Annotated in this window: 18 protein-coding genes; 7 read left to right on the forward strand and 11 right to left on the reverse strand. The window is 68.4% G+C overall.

Annotation, left to right across the window (positions count from 1 at the left end; translation table 11 throughout):
* Positions 1–191 precede the first annotated feature (191 nt).
* Entirely contained in the window at positions 192–2,591 is a 2,400-nt protein-coding gene (locus VHD82_RS05220; protein WP_325697549.1) for a beta-glucosidase, read from the forward strand.
* Entirely contained in the window at positions 2,591–3,229 is a 639-nt protein-coding gene (locus tag VHD82_RS05225) for a TetR/AcrR family transcriptional regulator (protein WP_325697551.1), read from the forward strand. The genes VHD82_RS05220 and VHD82_RS05225 overlap by 1 nt, the downstream gene beginning before the upstream one ends.
* Here the strand turns inward: VHD82_RS05225 and VHD82_RS05230 are convergent.
* On the reverse strand, positions 3,165–4,358 hold the full coding sequence (locus VHD82_RS05230) for an MFS transporter (RefSeq protein ID WP_325697553.1): 1,194 nt from the start codon (positions 4,356–4,358) through the stop codon (positions 3,165–3,167). The two genes, VHD82_RS05225 and VHD82_RS05230, sit on opposite strands and share 65 nt — an antisense overlap.
* 83 nt (positions 4,359–4,441) lie before the next feature.
* Between VHD82_RS05230 and VHD82_RS05235 the strand changes: the two genes are divergently transcribed.
* Complete coding sequence (locus VHD82_RS05235; RefSeq protein WP_325697555.1) at positions 4,442–5,338, forward strand: LysR family transcriptional regulator; 897 nt, start codon at positions 4,442–4,444, stop codon at positions 5,336–5,338.
* Positions 5,339–5,341: 3 nt separating this feature from the next.
* Here VHD82_RS05235 and VHD82_RS05240 read toward each other — a convergent pair whose 3' ends face one another.
* From VHD82_RS05240 to VHD82_RS05255, 4 genes are all read right to left on the reverse strand, one after another.
* The gene (locus tag VHD82_RS05240) at positions 5,342–5,818 is read right to left on the reverse strand and encodes a hypothetical protein (RefSeq protein WP_325697557.1); all 477 of its coding nucleotides are present in this window, start codon (positions 5,816–5,818) and stop codon (positions 5,342–5,344) included.
* Complete coding sequence (gene miaB, locus VHD82_RS05245; RefSeq protein WP_325697559.1) at positions 5,815–7,305, reverse strand: tRNA (N6-isopentenyl adenosine(37)-C2)-methylthiotransferase MiaB; 1,491 nt, start codon at positions 7,303–7,305, stop codon at positions 5,815–5,817. The genes VHD82_RS05240 and miaB overlap by 4 nt, the downstream gene beginning before the upstream one ends.
* Before the next feature lie 94 nt (positions 7,306–7,399).
* Entirely contained in the window at positions 7,400–7,747 is a 348-nt protein-coding gene (locus tag VHD82_RS05250; protein WP_325697561.1) for a type II toxin-antitoxin system PemK/MazF family toxin, read from the reverse strand.
* Complete coding sequence (locus tag VHD82_RS05255; protein ID WP_325697563.1) at positions 7,747–7,968, reverse strand: ribbon-helix-helix domain-containing protein; 222 nt, start codon at positions 7,966–7,968, stop codon at positions 7,747–7,749. The genes VHD82_RS05250 and VHD82_RS05255 overlap by 1 nt, the downstream gene beginning before the upstream one ends.
* A 221-nt stretch (positions 7,969–8,189) precedes the next feature.
* Between VHD82_RS05255 and VHD82_RS05260 the strand changes: the two genes are divergently transcribed.
* The 4 genes from VHD82_RS05260 to VHD82_RS05275 all read left to right on the forward strand — a co-directional run bounded on the left by VHD82_RS05260 (position 8,190) and on the right by VHD82_RS05275 (position 11,497).
* Positions 8,190–8,918 (forward strand): amino acid ABC transporter ATP-binding protein, encoded by a 729-nt coding sequence (locus tag VHD82_RS05260; protein WP_325697993.1) that lies wholly within the window; start codon positions 8,190–8,192, stop codon positions 8,916–8,918.
* A gap of 27 nt (positions 8,919–8,945) precedes the next feature.
* Complete coding sequence (locus VHD82_RS05265; RefSeq protein WP_325697565.1) at positions 8,946–9,791, forward strand: glutamate ABC transporter substrate-binding protein; 846 nt, start codon at positions 8,946–8,948, stop codon at positions 9,789–9,791.
* Positions 9,792–9,908: 117 nt separating this feature from the next.
* Entirely contained in the window at positions 9,909–10,604 is a 696-nt protein-coding gene (locus VHD82_RS05270) for an amino acid ABC transporter permease (protein ID WP_414637452.1), read from the forward strand.
* On the forward strand, positions 10,601–11,497 hold the full coding sequence (locus VHD82_RS05275) for an amino acid ABC transporter permease (protein WP_325697569.1): 897 nt from the start codon (positions 10,601–10,603) through the stop codon (positions 11,495–11,497). Before VHD82_RS05270 ends, VHD82_RS05275 begins: the two co-directional genes overlap by 4 nt.
* A gap of 50 nt (positions 11,498–11,547) precedes the next feature.
* Here the strand turns inward: VHD82_RS05275 and VHD82_RS05280 are convergent, their stop codons facing one another.
* From VHD82_RS05280 to VHD82_RS05305, 6 genes are all read right to left on the reverse strand, one after another.
* Positions 11,548–11,970, reverse strand: a complete 423-nt coding sequence (locus VHD82_RS05280; protein WP_325697571.1) for a hypothetical protein — start codon at positions 11,968–11,970, stop codon at positions 11,548–11,550.
* Positions 11,971–11,982: 12 nt separating this feature from the next.
* On the reverse strand, positions 11,983–12,468 hold the full coding sequence (locus tag VHD82_RS05285) for a hypothetical protein (RefSeq protein WP_325697573.1): 486 nt from the start codon (positions 12,466–12,468) through the stop codon (positions 11,983–11,985).
* A 204-nt stretch (positions 12,469–12,672) separates the two neighbouring features.
* The gene (ggh, locus tag VHD82_RS05290; protein WP_325697575.1) at positions 12,673–14,043 is read right to left on the reverse strand and encodes a glucosylglycerate hydrolase; all 1,371 of its coding nucleotides are present in this window, start codon (positions 14,041–14,043) and stop codon (positions 12,673–12,675) included.
* Positions 14,043–15,119, reverse strand: a complete 1,077-nt coding sequence (locus VHD82_RS05295; RefSeq protein WP_325697577.1) for an ABC transporter ATP-binding protein — start codon at positions 15,117–15,119, stop codon at positions 14,043–14,045. The genes ggh and VHD82_RS05295 overlap by 1 nt, the downstream gene beginning before the upstream one ends.
* Positions 15,116–15,964 carry a carbohydrate ABC transporter permease gene (locus VHD82_RS05300; RefSeq protein ID WP_325697579.1) on the reverse strand — a complete coding sequence of 283 codons (849 nt, stop codon included), beginning with the start codon at positions 15,962–15,964 and terminating at the stop codon, positions 15,116–15,118. The genes VHD82_RS05295 and VHD82_RS05300 overlap by 4 nt, the downstream gene beginning before the upstream one ends.
* Positions 15,961–16,821: a sugar ABC transporter permease gene (locus VHD82_RS05305; protein WP_325697581.1), complete on the reverse strand. Its 861-nt coding sequence runs from the start codon at positions 16,819–16,821 to the stop codon at positions 15,961–15,963. Before VHD82_RS05305 ends, VHD82_RS05300 begins: the two co-directional genes overlap by 4 nt.
* Between the last annotated feature and the right edge of the window lies 1 nt (position 16,822).

A 16,822-nucleotide genomic window follows, 5' to 3' on the forward strand; every position in this document is an offset into this window, starting at 1 on the left:
CGGGGCGGTACCTCTTGGGAGGTACCGCCCCGATTGCTGTTCGGAGCGCTGTCCGGCGAGGACTTGTTTTCTTCGCGCCGCAACGGGTGAAGGCGCTGGGGATCGGTTCGGTGGCGTCGTGTGGGCGTGTAGTGGCGCGGTTTTGGTTTCGGCCACTACCGACCGAGTACTCGGTCGGTAAGCTGTGCCCGGTGGCGATTCGAGAGGAGGCGGAGTCCATGACGGGCCTGGAAGCCAGAATCGACAAGGCGATCGAGGCGCTCGACCTGCCTGCCAAGGTGCGGCTGCTCACCGGCTCTGCCCTGTTCGCCCTGCATCCCGAGCCCCGGATCGGGCTCGCCGGGCTCGCGCTTTCCGACGGGCCGACCGGGGTCCGCGGCGCCGAGTTCGTCGACGGGACGATCACCTGCCTGCTGCCGAACGCGACCCTGCTCGCCCAGCATTGGGATCCGGAGGTCACCCGGGAGGCCGCTTCGCTGCTCGCCGACGAAGCCGCCGCGCAGCAGGTCCACGTCGTGCTGGGGCCCACGATCAACCTGCATCGCACACCGCTGGGCGGACGGCTGTTCGAGGCGTACAGCGAGGATCCGCTGCTCACCGGCAAACTGGCCGTCGCGTACATACAGGGCTTGCAGGACAAGGGTATTTCCGCCACGCCGAAGCACTACCTCGCGAACGAGTCGGAGACCGACCGGTTCACGGCCGACTCGGTGGTCGACGAGCGCACGCTGCGCGAGCTGTACCTCCTCCCGTTCGAGATGACGGTGGCCGAGGCGAATCCCTGGTCGTTGATGACCTCCTACAACCGCGTCAACGGCACCACCGCGACCGAGCACGGGCCACTGGTCCTGGACCTGCTCAAGGGCGAATGGGGCTACGACGGGCTGGTCATGTCCGACTGGTTCGCCACCAGGTCGGCGGTGGCGAGCGCGAACGGCGGGCTGGATCTGGTGATGCCGGGGCCGCAGGGGCCGTGGGGCGAGCAACTGGTCGCCGCCGTGCGCGCCGGTGACGTCGAAGAGTCCACTGTGGACGAACACCTGCGACGGCTGCTCCGGCTGGCCGACCGGGTCGGCGCGTTCGGCGCGGAACGCGAGTGGCCACGGAACCTGCCCGCTCCCGACTCCCCGCAGCGGCGGGAGCAGCTGACGCGGCTGGCCGCGGGCGGAATGACCGTTCTGGTGAACAAGAACGCGGCGCTTCCGTTGCGGCAGAACGAAGATGTCGTCGTCATCGGCAGGCACGCGCTGGAGACGGTCGCCCAGGGCGGCGGTTCGGCACGCGTCCGGCCGCCGCACGTGGTCGGCATCGCGGAGGCGCTCACGGAGCGGCTCGGTTCGTCTATTGTGGACGGTGTCGAAGTGCGGCGCAACGAGACCTTGCCCATGCCGGGAATGCTGCGTGATCCGGAGACCGGCGAGCCGGGCATCCGGGTGATCACCAGGGACCGGGACGGGGTGGTCACCGACTCCCGGCATCGCGAATCGCCGGAGATCTTCGCCGGGGCCATGGGCAGGTTCGACAACTTCGCGAGCCTCGAACTGATCGCCGAGGTCACCCGGTCGACCCGGCTGCGGGTCGGCCTGCGCGGGTCTGGGAGCTGGCAGTTCACCGCGCCCGGGGTGCACAAGGAGGTCACCTTGGCCGCGGCCGCAGGGCCGGGCGGTGGAGTGCTGAACCCGCCCGCCTGGGCCGTCGATGTTGACCTCGAAGCGGGCGCGCGGATCAGCGCGACCACCGCAGGCGAGCCCGGGGTGCGCGTGCTCGGGCTGGTCGCGCGCCCCGCGCCCCGGCCGCCGGCGGAGGTGATCAGCGACGCGGTCCGGGCGGCCAGGGAGGCGGACACCGCCGTGGTCGTGGTCGGGCTGACGACCGAGCAGGAAACCGAAGGCGTCGACAAAACCACCTTGAGGCTCCCGGGTGAGCAGGACGCGCTCGTCTCCGCAGTGGCGGCCGTGGCGAAGCGGACCGTGGTCGTGGTGAATGCGGCCACGCCGGTGCTGATGCCGTGGCTGTCCGGCGTGGACGCCGTACTGTGGGTGGGCTTGCCGGGGCAGGAAGCGGGCTCCGCCGTCGCCGCCGCGCTGACCGGTGAAATCGAGCCGGCGGGGCGGCTCGTCACCACTTTCCCCGCGCGCGACGGCGATGGCCCGGCCTGGTCCACAACTCCGGTCGAGGGCGAACTTCCTTATACAGAAGGGGTTGGGGTCGGTTACCGCGGCTGGACCGACGAACCGCTGTTCTGGTTCGGGCACGGCCTCGGCTACACGGATTGGCGATACGGCGAAGCCACGCTGGCTCTGGGCGAGCGGGTGGAGGCGGCTCGCGTGGAGGTGACGAACGCCGGCGAACAGGCGGGTCGCGAAGTCGTCCAGGTCTACCTGCGCCCAGAAGGCGAGCCGGTGCGGTTGATCGGCTGGGCGGGCATCGAGCTGGCGCCCGGGGAAAGCGCTTTCGTCGACGTGCCGTGCGACGAGCGGGTGCAACGCTTGTGGGACAACGGTTCCTGGCGACCACTCGCCCTCGGCGGCGAAGTGCTGATCGCGCGCGGCCTCGGTGACATCCGGGTGCGGATACCGGTGAAGCCCTGATGTCCTTCCCTCCTCGTTACCGCTCGCGTGCCGACGTCTCCGGAGCGGAATCCCGGGCGAAGGCGGTACAAGCCGCGATCGAGCTGTTCGCCGCTTCCGGGTACAAAGGCACGTCGATCGCCAGGGTCGCGGAGCGGACCGGGCTCTCCCAATCCGGTCTGCTGCACCATTTCCCGAGCAAGGCCGCGCTGCTTTCAGCAGTGCTGGAGGCGCGCGACGCCGAGGACGGCGAGTTCCTCAGCGCAGGTGGTGACGCGCCCATGGGCTGGGCCGCGTTCGACTCACTCGCGGCGCTCGTCGCGCGCAACTCGACACGGCCACAGTTGGTCGGGCTATACGTGCGGGTGTCCGCGGAAGCGGTCGAGCCCGGGCATCCGGCGCACGAGTGGTTGCGAAGTCACTACGCGAACGTCGAAGCGTGGCTGACCGACGCGGTGCGCGTCGGCCAGGAGCAGGGCGAGATCCGGAGCGACGCACCGGTGGATGCCTTGGTGCGCACCACGATCGCGGTGCTCGACGGACTGCAGCAGCAATGGCTGCTGAACCCCGGCGGCGTGTCGATGCCCAAGCTGTTCAACGCCCACGTGCAGGGGCTGCGCGCACAGTGGAGTTCAGCAGCGGAACCGCCACCGCGGTGAGCACCGTCAGTACCGCCGCCCCGGTCAGGATCACCGGAGCGGTGGTCAGCGCCGTGAGCAGCGTGAACACGTAGGGCGCGCAGAACCCGACATAGGTCAGCGCCCAGAAGATCGCGCTCAGCCGGGCGAGCCCGGACGGTGGCGCGATCTTGCCGATCTCGGTCAGCCCGTACGTAACGCAGAGCCCATAACCCGTGCCCAGCAACACATCCGCGACCAACGCCACCACCGGCTGCGTGGTCACCGCGGCCAGCACGCCGACGAGCAGACCGGCGGCGACGCCGGCGAGCCCGGTGACCGCCACGGTCAGCACACCCCGTCTGGCGATTCGGCGGCCGACAGGCTGGATCAGCACGCCTGCGCCGAGCACCATCACGATCGCCACCCCGGCGTATGCGGTTTCGAAGCCCGCCAAGCGTTTCTCGACCAACCCGGGCAGCACGGCGAACCCGATGCTCGGGGCGGCGAACACCCACGGCGCCACCGGCGCGACCAAACGCAGGAAGCGCGGGTCCCGGACGCCCGTCTGGCCCCCGGTCAGGCGTGGCGGCACCGTCTCCGGCAACCGGACGGCGAGCGCGATCGCCACCGCGGACAGCACCAGATGCGGCAGGTAGGCGGTCAGCAGCGAAACCCACTGCGCGAGCAGCGCCGCGACGAGACCACCGATACCGAATCCCGCCGACAGCAACAGACTCGCGCGCCTCGCCCCGGCACCGGGCGGCGCCTCCAGGTCGTGCGGCGGATTCGACAATTCCTTGACCCACGCGCTGCCCGCGGCGAGCACGGCCCCCATCGCCGCGCCCGAGAAGAACCGGCCGATGCCGAGCAGCAACGGCAGATCCGCCATCAACGCGAACGTCGCGAGCACCGAAAGCACGTTCGCACCGAGCACGATCGGCTTGCGCCCGTAACGGTCCGCACCCGGCCCGCCCAGCAGCAGGCCCGGGATCAGGCCCACGACGTACACCGCGAACAGTCCGGTCACCGTCGCCGGCGACAGGCCGAGCTGCTGCCGGTACGCGCCCAGCAGCGGCGAGAACTGGTTGGCGCCCCAGCCCGCGGCGGTGATCAGCAGTGCGGCCCGGAACCACGCCGGTTTCGCCCCCGTCACCGGGGAAACGCTCATGAGCACCAGTTTCGCCGGACGCACCGCGCAGTGCAGGCATGTTCACATTTTCCGAACGACCTTGACAGAGCTACCGTCGAAAGGTGGACCTCCGCCTGCTCTCGTCGTTCCTCGCGGTGGCCGAAGAGCAGCACTTCGGCCGCGCCGCGGCAAGGCTGTTCGTGTCCCCCTCCGCGCTGACCGGGCACATCCAGCAGCTGGAACGGGAGCTGGGCGCGCCGCTCTTCCATCGGAGCCCGGTGTCGCTGACCCCGGCCGGGGAAAGGTTCGCCCGGCACGCACGGTCACTGCTCGATGCGGTGCACGCGGCGATGGACGACGTCGCCGACGCGGACCCACAGGCCGAGGAGACGCTGCGCATCGGCGTGATGGGCCACGGCTCGGCGGAACTGACGCCCGCGGTGATCGACGCGTTCCGCCGGGCCCGGCCGAAGGTCAGGCTGGTGCTCGAACCCCTGACCTTCACCGAGCACACCAGCGCGCTGCTTTCGCGGCGGGTCGATGTCGCGTTCGTCCGGCCCGCGGTCTCCGACGAGCGGGTCACCGTGGACGTGCTGACCAGGGAGCAGCGGATCATCGTCGCCCCGGCGCACTGGGAGCTGGCCGACGCGCGCGCCGTGCGCCTGGCCGACGTGCTGGATCTGCCGTTCGTGACCGTGCCGCCGCATACGCCACGGCCGTTCCGGGACTATCTGTACTTCACCGAAGCCCGTGGCGGCGAGGCTCCGCGACGCTCGCCCGACTACGCCGTCACGCCGCACGAAGTGCTGACGAGCGTCTCGGCCAGGCGGGGCGTGGGTTCGGCACTGAGCTCCTTCGCGCGCTACTACCGATGGCCGGGCACAGTGTGTGTGCCCGTGGTGGATGCTCCGTGGGAGGAGAGCGTGCTGGCCACCCGGGTCAGCGACCCGAACCCCGCGGTGCGGCTGTTCCGTTCGCTGGCCACCACGCTGGCGCGGCAGTTCCCGGACCGGCCGTGAGCCTCAGGTGCGGGAAAAGGCCGTGCGCATCCAGTTCCCGGCCAGCAGGATCATCGCCACCAGCGCGATGATCATGCCGATACCGGGGCCACCACCGACCGCGTTGTTCGCGTGCGAGGACTGCTGCGACCAGATCGCCAGCAGCCCGTCAACCGAGGAGAACCAGCCACCGATCGCGCACACCCACGTAAGCCACCAGCGCCGGGTGCCCAGCGCGAGCGCCGAGCACAGGATGCCGATCACCGTCGAGGTGGCGGCGAACAACTGCGGGATCGCGCCACCCTGGCCGAAGAGCACCTGCCAGCCGACCTTGTCGCCGACCCACGGCAGGATCTGCCCGACCAGCAGCACGAACACGAGGATCGAGATGACGAACCCGCGCCGGCCGAGCTCCACCGTGCGAGAGGCCTTGCTGACCACCTGGTTGACATCGTCGGCCAGCGCCTGGTCGACCTCGTTGCCGTTCGGCACTTTGCTCACGCTCCACACCCGCCAGTCGTCGCTTGCACCATCGGGGCGCCGAAGGAGGGCAGCCCGAGGCTGACCCCGTCGGTCTTGGGGCGCCGCCCCGCTTCGACGTTGTCGCCCGCACGGGTGCGGCGGTGCGACAACACTTCCCCATCGGCCACCAGGTGGTGCGGCGCGCCGTAGGTGATCACGGTCTCCACGATGTCGCCGGGCCGGATCTCCTTGTCCACCGCGGCTCCGGCAGGGGCGAAGTGCACCAGCCTGCCGTCGCGCGCGCGACCGCTCATCCGATGGGTTTCCGCGTCCTTGCGGCCCTCGCCGGTGGCCACCAGGAGCTCCACCTTCCGCCCGACGAGCTTCTTGTTCTCCTGCCACGCGATCTCGTTCTGCAGCTCGACCAGCCGGTCGTAGCGTTCCTGCACGACCTGCTTCGGCAGCTGACCGGGCATGTCCGCGGCCGGGGTGCCGGGGCGCTTGGAGTACTGGAAGGTGAAGGCGCTGGAGAACCGGGCCTGCCGCACCACGTCCAGGGTGGCCTGGAAGTCCTCCTCGGTCTCGCCGGGGAACCCGACGATGATGTCGGTGGTGATCGCCGCGTCCGGCATCGCCGCCCGCACCTTGTCCAAAATGGACAGATACCGGCCCGCCCGGTAGGAGCGCCGCATCTGCTTGAGCACCCTGTCGGAGCCGGACTGCAGCGGCATGTGCAGCTGGTGGCAGACGTTGGGCGTCTCGGCCATCGCGTCGATCACGTCGTCGGTGAAGGCCGCCGGATGGGGCGAGGTGAACCGGACCCGCTCCAGCCCGTCGACCGAACCGCAGGCGCGCAGCAGCTTGGAGAACGCCTGCCGGTCACCGAACTCGACGCCGTAGGAGTTGACGTTCTGCCCGAGCAGGGTCACCTCCAGCACGCCCTCGGCGACCAGCGCCTCGACCTCGGCGAGGATCTCGCCCGGCCGCCTGTCACGCTCCTTGCCGCGTAGCGACGGGACGATGCAGAAGGTGCAGGTGTTGTTGCAGCCGACGGAGATCGACACCCAGCCCGAGTAGGCGGAGTCGCGGCGCGCGGGCAGCGTGGAGGGGAAGGTCTCCAGCGATTCGAGGATCTCCACCTCGGCCTCGGCGTTGTGCCGGGCGCGTTCGAGCAGCACCGGCAGCGCGCCCAGGTTGTGCGTGCCGAACACGACGTCGACCCACGGGGCGCGCTTGACGATCTCGCCACGGTCCTTCTGCGCGAGGCAGCCGCCGACCGCGATCTGCATGCCCGGGTTGGCGTCCTTCGCCGGGCGCAGGTGGCCGAGGGTGCCGTACAGCTTGTTGTCGGCGTTCTCGCGGACCGCACAGGTGTTGAACACGACGAGGTCGGGTGCGGCAGCACCGTCCGCCGGCCGGTAGCCGGCTTCCTCCAGCTGCCCGGCCAGGCGCTCGGAGTCGTGTACGTTCATCTGACAGCCGAACGTACGAATTGAGTAGGTCTTTCCAACCTCTGGCGCGCTCATCGTCTACCAGGGTAAACCTGGGCTGTTTCACTTCTTCCGTGGCTGCCGGACCACGCTTTCGAGTGCACTCGGCCCGCCCTTCCACAGTGGGGCCTCACAGCCCCAGATGCACCCGCAGCGCGTGCTCGATCTTGACCATGATCACCGGCGGCACGTGCCCCACCTTCCGGCCGATGCGCTGGACCGACACCGAGCGCACCTGCTCGGCCTGCGCCTTCGAATCCATCCGGAGCCCGCAGTCCCCCGCGCGCAGCAGCACCTGGAACGGGTACACCCTGGCCACGTTCGACGTGATCGGCACGATGGTGATCACGCCCCGCGCCAGCCGGGTGGCCACGGAGTTCGCCCCGTCGTTGCTGACGATGACCGCGGGACGGGTCTTGTCCGACTCGGAACCGCGCACCGGGTCGAGAGCGACCAGGCGGATCTCGGCGCGCCGCATCAGCCGGCAGCCACCCCGTCACCCACGACCGGCTCCCAGACCGCGGCCTCTTCCTCTTCCCATTCGGCCCACGCGGCCTGATACGCGTCCTCCAGCTGGGACGCGCGCAGCAGCTCGATCGCCTGGTGGAGCACGGCAGACCGGGACCCGGCCTTGGTCTCCGCCGCGAATTCGTCGAGAAAGGCCACGTCCTCCTCACCCAGACTCACACTAAGCTTCATACCCTTGATGCTACCTCGACTACCACCGGGATGCCACCCATTCGGACCCCCGCCGAACTGGGCACATTGCGTGACTATGGTGAGCCGTGCCTGGTGTCGCAGATGACGCCTAGGTTGCGTTTGATCCGATTTGCGGGCGTCTGTTGCCGCTTCGGTGTTAGATCGCCGGGGTGAGCCAGGGTATGGAGGGTTCGATGACCACTGCGACGTCAGCGCCGCCGATGATCAGGGCGACGGGCGTGAACAAGTTCTTCGGCGACCTGCACGTGCTGAAGGACATCAACCTGGAGGTGCCGCGGGGTCAGGTCGTCGTGGTGCTCGGGCCGTCGGGCTCGGGCAAGTCCACACTCTGCCGGGCGATCAACCGGCTCGAGCCGATCAACTCCGGCGATATCGCGGTGGACGGCAAGCCACTGCCTGCCGAAGGCAAGGCGCTCGCCGCGCTGCGTGCCGACGTCGGCATGGTGTTCCAGTCCTTCAACCTGTTCGCACACAAGAGCATCGTCGACAACGTGATGCTCGCGCCGGTCAAGGTCCGCAAGGTGGGCTCCAGCGAGGCGCGCAGGACGGCGATGGAACTGCTCGACCGGGTCGGCATCGCCAACCAGGCCGAGAAGTACCCGGCCCAGCTCTCCGGCGGGCAGCAGCAGCGGGCCGCCATCGCCAGGGCGCTGGCGATGAAGCCGAAGGTGATGCTGTTCGACGAGCCCACTTCGGCGCTGGACCCCGAGATGGTCCAGGAGGTACTGGACACCATGACCGGCCTCGCCAAGGACGGCATGACCATGCTGGTCGTCACCCATGAGATGGGTTTCGCCCGCCGCGCCGCGCACCGCGTGGTGTTCATGTCCGACGGTGAGATCGTGGAGGACTCGACCCCGGACGACTTCTTCACGAAGCCGAAGTCCGATCGTGCCAAGGACTTCCTGGGCAAGATCCTTACCCATTAGAGAAACCCGAAGGGACCTGACGAAATCATGCAGTGGAGTCGAATTCTGCGTGCCTGCGCGGTGGCTGCGGCGGCGAGTCTCGCCCTGACCGCGTGTGGTGGCGGTGGGGGCAGCAGCTCCGCGAACCTGGTCGACAAGGCGAAAAACGACAAGAAGCTGACCATCGGCATCAAGTTCGACCAGCCGGGCCTCGGCCTGAAGAAGCCGGACGGCACCTACGCCGGGTTCGACGTCGACGTGGCGAAGTACATCGCCAAGCAGCTCGGCGTCGACGAGAACAACATCACCTGGAAGGAAGCGCAGTCCGCGCAGCGCGAGGACCTGATCAAGAAGGGTGAGGTCGACTTCATCGTCGCCACCTACTCGATCACCGACAAGCGCAAGGCCGAGGTCTCCTTCGCTGGGCCGTACTTCGTCGCGCACCAGGACCTGCTGGTCCGTGCGGCCGACAACGACCTCACCGGCCCGGAGTCGCTCAACGGCAACAAGAAGCTCTGCTCGGTGAAGGGCTCCACGCCCGCGCAGAACGTGAAGGACAAGTACGCCAAGGACGTGCAGCTGCTCGAGCGCGCGACCTACAGCCAGTGCGTCACGTCGCTGCTCAACGGTGAGGTGGACGCGGTCACCACCGACGACATCATCCTCGCCGGTTACGCGTTGCAGCAGCCCGACAAGCTGAAAGTCGTCGGGAAGGGCTTCACCGACGAGAACTACGGCGTCGGCCTGAAGAAGGACGACACGCAGGGCCGCACGGCCATCAACGACGCCATCACCAAGATGGAGCAGGACGGCAGCTGGGCCGCGTCACTCAAGGCCAACGTGGGGCAGGCCAAGTACGCGCTGCCGACCACGCCGCCGGCGATCGCCCCCTGACGAAAGCCGGACTGAACACGAGACGGTGCGCCGCCCGACCGGCGGCGCACCGTTCCCGTTGTCCGGGTGTACACCAACGCCAGGTAAACCACTTCCCCGACAACCTCCAGGGCAGGATTGGATACGGTGTTCGATTTCCTCGACAATCCCGACTATGACCTGGTCGGCGCCTTCTGGACCACCATCCAGCTCACGTTCTGGTCCGCGATCGGCTCACTGGTCTGGGGCACGTTGCTCGCCGCCATGCGGGTGAGCCCCGTGCCGCTCATGCGGGCTTTCGGCACCGTGTACGTGAACACGTTCCGGAACACCCCGCTGACCGTGATCATCCTGTTCGCGTCGCTGGGGCTTTCCTCGACCCTCGGACTGCAGCTCGCGTCCGCGGACTCGGCCACCTCGCTGACCGACAACGCTTTCCGGCTCGCGATCCTCGGCTTCATCGCCTACACGTCCACGTTCGTGTGCGAATCCCTGCGGTCGGGAATCAACACCGTGCCGGTCGGCCAGGCCGAGGCGGCGCGGGCGCTGGGCATGTCCTTCACCCAGGTGATGCGCCTGATCGTGCTGCCGCAGGCATTCCGTTCGGTGGTCAACCCGCTGGCGAACGTACTCATCGCGCTACTGAAGAACACGACGGTGGCCGCGGTCATCGGTGTCGCCGAAGCCGCGCTGCTGATGTCCACCATGATCGAAAACGAGTCGGACCAGCTGTTCCTCGTCTTCGCCATCTTCGCCGTCATCTTCGCCGCACTGGTGCTCCCGCTGGGGCTGCTCCTGGGCTGGCTCGCCAGGAAGGCCGAGGTCAAACGATGAGCGCTCCTTCCGTTCTCTACGACGCACCCGGCCCGAAGGCACGGACGCGCAACATCATCTACAGCGTGCTGTTCGTGATCGCCCTCCTCGCTGTCGCGTACTTCATCTACTCGGGCTTCGACAAGAAGGGCCAGTGGGCCGGGGCACTGTGGAAGCCCTTCGTCCAGGGCTCCACGTGGACCCAGTTCCTGTTGCCCGGCCTGCTCAGCACCATCAAGGCGGCCGCGCTGTCGATCGTGATCGCCCTGCCCGTCGGCGCGCTGCTGGGGATCGGCAGGTTGTCCGACCACAAGTGGATCAGGATCCCGGCCGGGATCATCGTCGAGTTCTTCCGCGCGATCCCGGTCCTGATGCTGATGGTGTTCGCGGCGGAGCTGTACGCCTACTACACCGACATCAGCTCCGACACCCGGCCGCTGTTCGCCGCCGTGACGGGCCTCGTGCTCTACAACGGTTCGGTGCTGGCCGAGGTGTTCCGCTCCGGCATCAGGGCGCTGCCGAAAGGCCAGACCGAGGCCGGTTTCACGCTGGGCATGCGCAAGACCCAGGTGATGACCAACATCCTGCTGCCGCAGGCCGTCACCCTGATGCTGCCCGCGATCGTCAGCCAGCTCGTGGTCGTCCTGAAGGACACCGCACTCGCCGGCCAGCTCACCATCGGGTACACCGAGCTGATCCGGACCTCCGGCACGATCACGGCGAACTTCAGCAACACGATCCCGACGCTGATCGTGGTCGCGATTCTCTACATCGTGCTCAACCTGATCCTCACGTCGTTCGCCTCCTGGCTCGAACGCCGGCTTTCCCGTCGGCGCAAGGCGCCACGAGGGACCGGCGCCCAGGCGCAGCCGGTGCACATCAAGACCGACCTGGACACGGGCGCGGCTGTCTGAGTGTCCGGTGTGGGGATTCCTTGGCGTCCAAGGGATCCCCACACCGTGGCTCACTCCGGCGGGTCGTAGTACACGTCCTGCTCCGTCGACATGATGCCCGGGTCCACACTCGCGTTGAAGACCACCTTGACCTTCACATGCTTGGCCGCGTGCGGCACCGGGTTGGGCAGGTTCACGTACTTCACCGGGAACGCCGTCTGGCTCTGACTCCCGATCACCGGCTGGAACTTGCCGGAAGCGATCACCGCCCCGTCGGGCGAGACGCTCCAATCGGCGTCATAGGGCCCGTTGGCCACCGGATCACACGTGTAGAGCCCACCCCATTCGATCGCGGTCCCGAAGTCGCGGCCGGCGATGTTCAACTGTCCATAGCAGACACCTTCCCGTAGCTGCACCGCTTGTGCCGGCACGGCGACCGCGATCGCGGCGAGCCCGGTCAGAATTCCGGCGAGTACGCGGGTTTTCCTGTTCATGACGAGCCTCCCCTAGCTCCAGCAGACGACGCCGGAATACTGGGTCAGCACTCCACCGCCGCTCGGATCGCCGGACAGGCCCGAGTAGTACACCTTCCCCGAAGCGCAGTACTGCGCGAATCCGGTGGCCGGCGCACCGGCCTGCGCCACCATCGAATGCGCGCCCGGCGCTCCCTTGACCAGATAGTTGCCCGTGGTCGGGCCGACGAACTCGACCCTGCTGTTGTCACTGCGGATTCCGTAGTACTGCAACTCGGTCTGGATCTGCCGCAGCCCGTTTTCGTTGGCATTGCAGCCGGACGAGACCGTCAGCTGCATCCACGCCCCCGACTGGTCGGACTCCGGATAGCCGTGCAGCCGCCCGGAACAGTTGCCCTTGCCGAACGGCGTGTCCGTACTCGCGGACGCGGGCGCGGCCGAGAGCAGCGCCATGACCAGCGCGACCACCAGCCCCAGCCCGGACGCGAGCATCCGGCGACGAATTTTGGCGTGTTTCATCGAACCCCCCTGCACTCCGGCCGAAAATCGACAGACTTCGGCCAGTTTCAGGAAATATCGCGGAATATTGTCAATAGTCGAATACGACGGCGCGACAAAGGCGCCTCATCCCCAGAATCCCGCCGGCGACCGAATCGAAGATCGCCGACCACCGAAAACGCTAGCAGCGCCCTCAACAGCGCACAAGTCGACCTGTCGGGTGGTTCACTCCGAGCAGAGCCAGTCCAGCACGACAGCCGCCGTCCAGGACTGGTCGGCGCTGCCCAGTGGCTCGCCGGTGAAAGGCTCGTAGTACTCGCCGAACGCACCGTCGTCGGTCAGCCGGATCCCGCCGTCGCGCAGCTTGCGCGCCCGGTCGTGCCAGCCGCGGCGTTCGAACGCCCAGGAAAAAACCCACACGACGACCGGCCATTGTGGACCCCGCCAGTACTGGCGCGGGTTGAAACCGGGCCGCATCGGCGAAACCGACGGCGGTACGGGCGCGAGCAGGTCCGGATGCCCACACCACCGATCACTGTCCAAAAGGGACAGCAAACGCAGCTGCACGTCGTCCGGCGCGCCACCGCACAGCAGCGGGGAAAAGCCCGCGATGGTCTGGGTGTCCAGCCAGCGGCTCGTCCGCAGATCGCGGTCACGCGCCATGCCGGACACCGAGTGGCAACTCCCCGCCACGGCCGCGCGTGCTTTCGCCGCCCAGTCCACCAGATCCGCCACCTGTTCGGCGGGCTGCCCGAACTCCGTGCCCAGTTCGATGAGCACGTCACAGGAGATCGCGAACAGCGCCGTGATGAACACGTCACCGACCAGGAAACTGGAGTTCTCGACCACCTTGCGCTGGTCGTAGCCCGCGCGGCGCATCTCCTCGATCAGCCACAGGTACCGGTCGTACTCACGGTCGGTCGGGCGCTCGCTGGCATCGCCGACGACGCGGACGTCCTTGCGCACGTACGGCGGCAGCGCGGCACCGGGATGCACTGCGTCGTAAGGAACATCCCAGCGCGGGGAGTTGTCCATCCCGGACTCCCAGCCGTGCACGATGGCGACGAGCCCGCTCGACCCCGGGGTGCGGTACTCGACCAGCCAGCGATGCCAGGCGTAGAGCGCCGGCCAGATCCGCCGGGCGAACCGCTCGGCGTCGATCCGGTCGTTCGGCGACGAGCGGCGGGCGATCTCCAGCACCCGCTGGACCGCGATGGCGTGCACCGGCGGCTGGCAGATCCCGGACGTGCGCACGTTCCGCGGGCCGTCCGGCGCCGCGTCGGTCCCCCAGCGATCGGGGCCGGGGAAATACGCGTCGTTCTCGGTGAACACGATGTGCGGCACCATGCCGTTGCGCCACTGCGCGGCGAACAACGTGTCCAGCTCGGCGATGGCGCGCTGCACGTCGAGCCGGGCCAGTCCGATCGAGATGAACGCGGCGTCCCAGCTCCACATGTGCGGGTACAGCCTGGGCGCGGCGGTGATGACCGCTCCCGTGTCGTTGTCGCGCAGCACCCGCGCGGCCCGCGCCGCCAGGGTGGCGTCGGTGTAGCGCACCGGTCTGCCCCCTGCCGCGTTCGTGACGTCCACGGTCATCAGTTCGCCTCCAACAGCAGCCGCGTTTCGGGGTCGTACCAACGGCACCGCTCGGGCGGCAGCCGCAGCCACAACCGCTCACCCGGCTCGGCACGGAACCCGGCGGCGGCGGACACCTTGAGCGCCTGCCCCGCCAGCTCCGTGGTCAGCAGTGTCGAAGATCCCAGCGGTTCGAACACCTCGACCGCACAGCGCAACCCCGTCTCCCCAGCGTCGACGGCGATGGCCTCGGGCCTGATCCCGAGGAGAAGTTCCTTGCCCTGGAACGAGTTCAGCGCGGGTGGCAGCGGCAGGGACGCCCCGCCGAAGTCGATCCTGTCCCCGCCAGCGGTGACCATCCCGCGCAGGAAGTTCATCGGCGGACTGCCGAGGAACCCGCCCACGAAGGTGTCCGCGGGCTCCGCGTAGACGTCCACCGGCGCGCCGCACTGGACGATCCGGCCTTCCCGCATGACCGCCACCCGGTCGCCGAGGGAAAGCGCTTCCACCTGATCGTGCGTCACGTAGACCGTGGTGATGCCCAGCTCGGACACCAGCTTCTTCAACTCCGCGCGGAAGGACAGCCGCAGCAGAGCGTCCAGATTAGACAGTGGCTCGTCCATCAGCAGCACGCCGGAATCGACCACGATCGCCCGCGCGACCGCCACCCGCTGCCGCTGCCCGCCCGACAGCTTCGCCGGATACCGGTCCAGATAGGGCCGCAGCTGCAACAGGTCGGCGGCCCACTCGACCTTCCGGCGGATCTCCTCCGCCGGCACCCCGCGCACCTTCAGCCCGAAGCCGATGTTGTCGAACACCTTCTTGTTCGGGAACACCGCGTAGGACTGGAACACCATGGACAGGTTGCGGCGCCGGGGCTCCAGGTACGTGACGTCCCTGCCGTCGATCACCACCTGACCCGAATCCGGGGTCTCCAGGCCGGCGAGCATGCGCAGCAACGTGGTCTTGCCGCAACCGGACGGGCCGAGCAGCACCATGAACTCACCGTCGGCGATGTGCAGCGACACCGCGTCGGTGGCCCTCGCCGTCCCGCCGGGGTACGTCTTGACCAGTTCGTGCAAGATGACTTCGCTCATCGCAGCGTCGTTCCCCACATGTTCACCAGATACCGGCGCATCACGAAGATGAACACCAGCGCGGGCAGGATCAGCGCGAAACCGCCGGCGAACCGGTAGGCCTGCGGCGCCTCGCCGAGCGAGGCGAGTACCTGCGCCGGCAGCGTGCGGTGGCCGAGCGTGATCACGGCGGCACCGAGGATCTCGTTCCAGGACAAAACGAAGGTGAAGATCGAGGCGGCGGCGAGCCCGGGCGCGGCCAGCGGGAACACCACCCGGCGGGCGGCCTCGAACCGTCCGCAGCCGAACACCTGGGCCGCCTCCTCCACGTCCGTCGGCACCGACACGAACACGCTCGCGCTGATCAGCACTGTCGTCGGCATGGCCAGGGTCGTGTGCAGCAGCGTCACCGCGAACACCGTGTCGTAGACGCCGGCGCGCAGGAACATCGTGGCCAGCGGCACCGACAGCACCACGATCGGCAACGCGCGGGCCAGCAGCATGAAGACCTGGTAAGGCTCCTTGCCGCGGAAGGCGTGCCGCGCCAGCGCATACCCCGCCGGAGCGCCGATCAGCAGTGACAGCAGCACCGTGTACACCCCGGCGAGCAGCGAGTTGCCCAGCGCCGGGATGGTGCCGGTGGCCTGTACGAAGCTGAGCAGCGTTTCGCCGGAGAACCCGCTCGGGATCAGCGGCCGCGGGAACTCCAGCAGCGCCTTGGACGAGGACACCGCCGTCAGCCCGATCAGCACCATCGGCACGGCCATGAACAGGGTGATCACGATGCACGCGGCCTGCACCCCGATCGCCCGCCACCGCCTGCGGCGCAACGGGGCGCGGTCGATCGCCGGCAGCGTCGTGGTCATTTCGCCACCGCCTGACTACGCATCGTCCGCAGGTACAGCACCGCTGTCGCCAGCGACAGCACGAGCACGACGAGCGCCGCGGCGCTGGCGACCGACGGGTTCTGCAGGTTCACGTACCACTGGTAGGTCTCACCGACGAGCAGCGGGAAATCCCGCCCCGTCAGCGCTTGCGCGACGGCGAACGCCTGCAGCGCCAGTATCGTGCGCAGGATGAGCGCGACCTGCAGACTCGGCTTGAGCTGCGGGATCGTGACGTGCCAGAGCCGTTGCCAGAACGACGCGCCGAAGACCTGCGCCGCCTCGTCGAAGTCCTTCGGGATCATCTGGATCCCGGCCACCACGATGACGAACACCAGCGACGTCGCCCGCCACACCTCGGCGAGCACCACCGCGAGCAGCATGGTGCCGGTGTTGTTGTAGTTGAGCCACTGCACGCCGGTGTCGGACAGGCCGAGCGACACCAGCAGCGAGTTCAGATAGCCGCGACTGTCGAAAATGGACAGCCAGACCAGCCCGGCGGCCAACTCGGAGACCGCGAGCGGGATCGTCCACAGGTAGAAGTGCCCGGCCAGGAACCGCGGCCGCGCCTGCACCAGCATGGCCATCGCGACGGCCAGCACCAGCTGCACCGGCACCACGATCACGATCAGCAGCACCGTGTTCCGCAGCGCGCGCAGGAAATACGCGTCGGTGAACAGCCGCTTCCACGGTTCGACGGTGAACCCGCCGTTGTCGGTGAACGCGGCGAGCAGGCCCTGCACCAGCGGCCAGCCGAACAGGGCCAGCATGAACACGATCGACGGAACCAGCAGCAGCCACGGGGAGCCGCGGAGCCGTTTGCCCTCGACCACCGCCATG

The organism is Amycolatopsis sp. (genome assembly GCF_035546795.1).
Classification (GTDB): domain Bacteria; phylum Actinomycetota; class Actinomycetes; order Mycobacteriales; family Pseudonocardiaceae; genus Amycolatopsis_E.

What these genes read in the sequence shown, in the direction of transcription:
- VHD82_RS05250 (WP_325697561.1), bottom strand. Translation starts at nt 7,747, where the DNA reads ATGCGGCGCGCCGAGATCCGCCTGGTCGCTCTCGACCCGGTGCGCGGT.
- VHD82_RS05265 (WP_325697565.1), top strand. Translation starts at nt 8,946, where the DNA reads ATGCAGTGGAGTCGAATTCTGCGTGCCTGCGCGGTGGCTGCGGCGGCG.
- VHD82_RS05285 (WP_325697573.1), bottom strand. Translation starts at nt 12,468, where the DNA reads ATGAAACACGCCAAAATTCGTCGCCGGATGCTCGCGTCCGGGCTGGGG.
- VHD82_RS05300 (WP_325697579.1), bottom strand. Translation starts at nt 15,964, where the DNA reads ATGACCACGACGCTGCCGGCGATCGACCGCGCCCCGTTGCGCCGCAGG.
- VHD82_RS05260 (WP_325697993.1), top strand. Translation starts at nt 8,190, where the DNA reads ATGATCAGGGCGACGGGCGTGAACAAGTTCTTCGGCGACCTGCACGTG.
- VHD82_RS05295 (WP_325697577.1), bottom strand. Translation starts at nt 15,119, where the DNA reads ATGAGCGAAGTCATCTTGCACGAACTGGTCAAGACGTACCCCGGCGGG.
- VHD82_RS05255 (WP_325697563.1), bottom strand. Translation starts at nt 7,968, where the DNA reads ATGAAGCTTAGTGTGAGTCTGGGTGAGGAGGACGTGGCCTTTCTCGAC.
- ggh (WP_325697575.1), bottom strand. Translation starts at nt 14,043, where the DNA reads ATGACCGTGGACGTCACGAACGCGGCAGGGGGCAGACCGGTGCGCTAC.
- miaB (WP_325697559.1), bottom strand. Translation starts at nt 7,305, where the DNA reads ATGAGCGCGCCAGAGGTTGGAAAGACCTACTCAATTCGTACGTTCGGC.
- VHD82_RS05305 (WP_325697581.1), bottom strand. Translation starts at nt 16,821, where the DNA reads ATGGCGGTGGTCGAGGGCAAACGGCTCCGCGGCTCCCCGTGGCTGCTG.
- VHD82_RS05280 (WP_325697571.1), bottom strand. Translation starts at nt 11,970, where the DNA reads ATGAACAGGAAAACCCGCGTACTCGCCGGAATTCTGACCGGGCTCGCC.
- VHD82_RS05230 (WP_325697553.1), bottom strand. Translation starts at nt 4,358, where the DNA reads ATGAGCGTTTCCCCGGTGACGGGGGCGAAACCGGCGTGGTTCCGGGCC.
- VHD82_RS05225 (WP_325697551.1), top strand. Translation starts at nt 2,591, where the DNA reads ATGTCCTTCCCTCCTCGTTACCGCTCGCGTGCCGACGTCTCCGGAGCG.
- VHD82_RS05275 (WP_325697569.1), top strand. Translation starts at nt 10,601, where the DNA reads ATGAGCGCTCCTTCCGTTCTCTACGACGCACCCGGCCCGAAGGCACGG.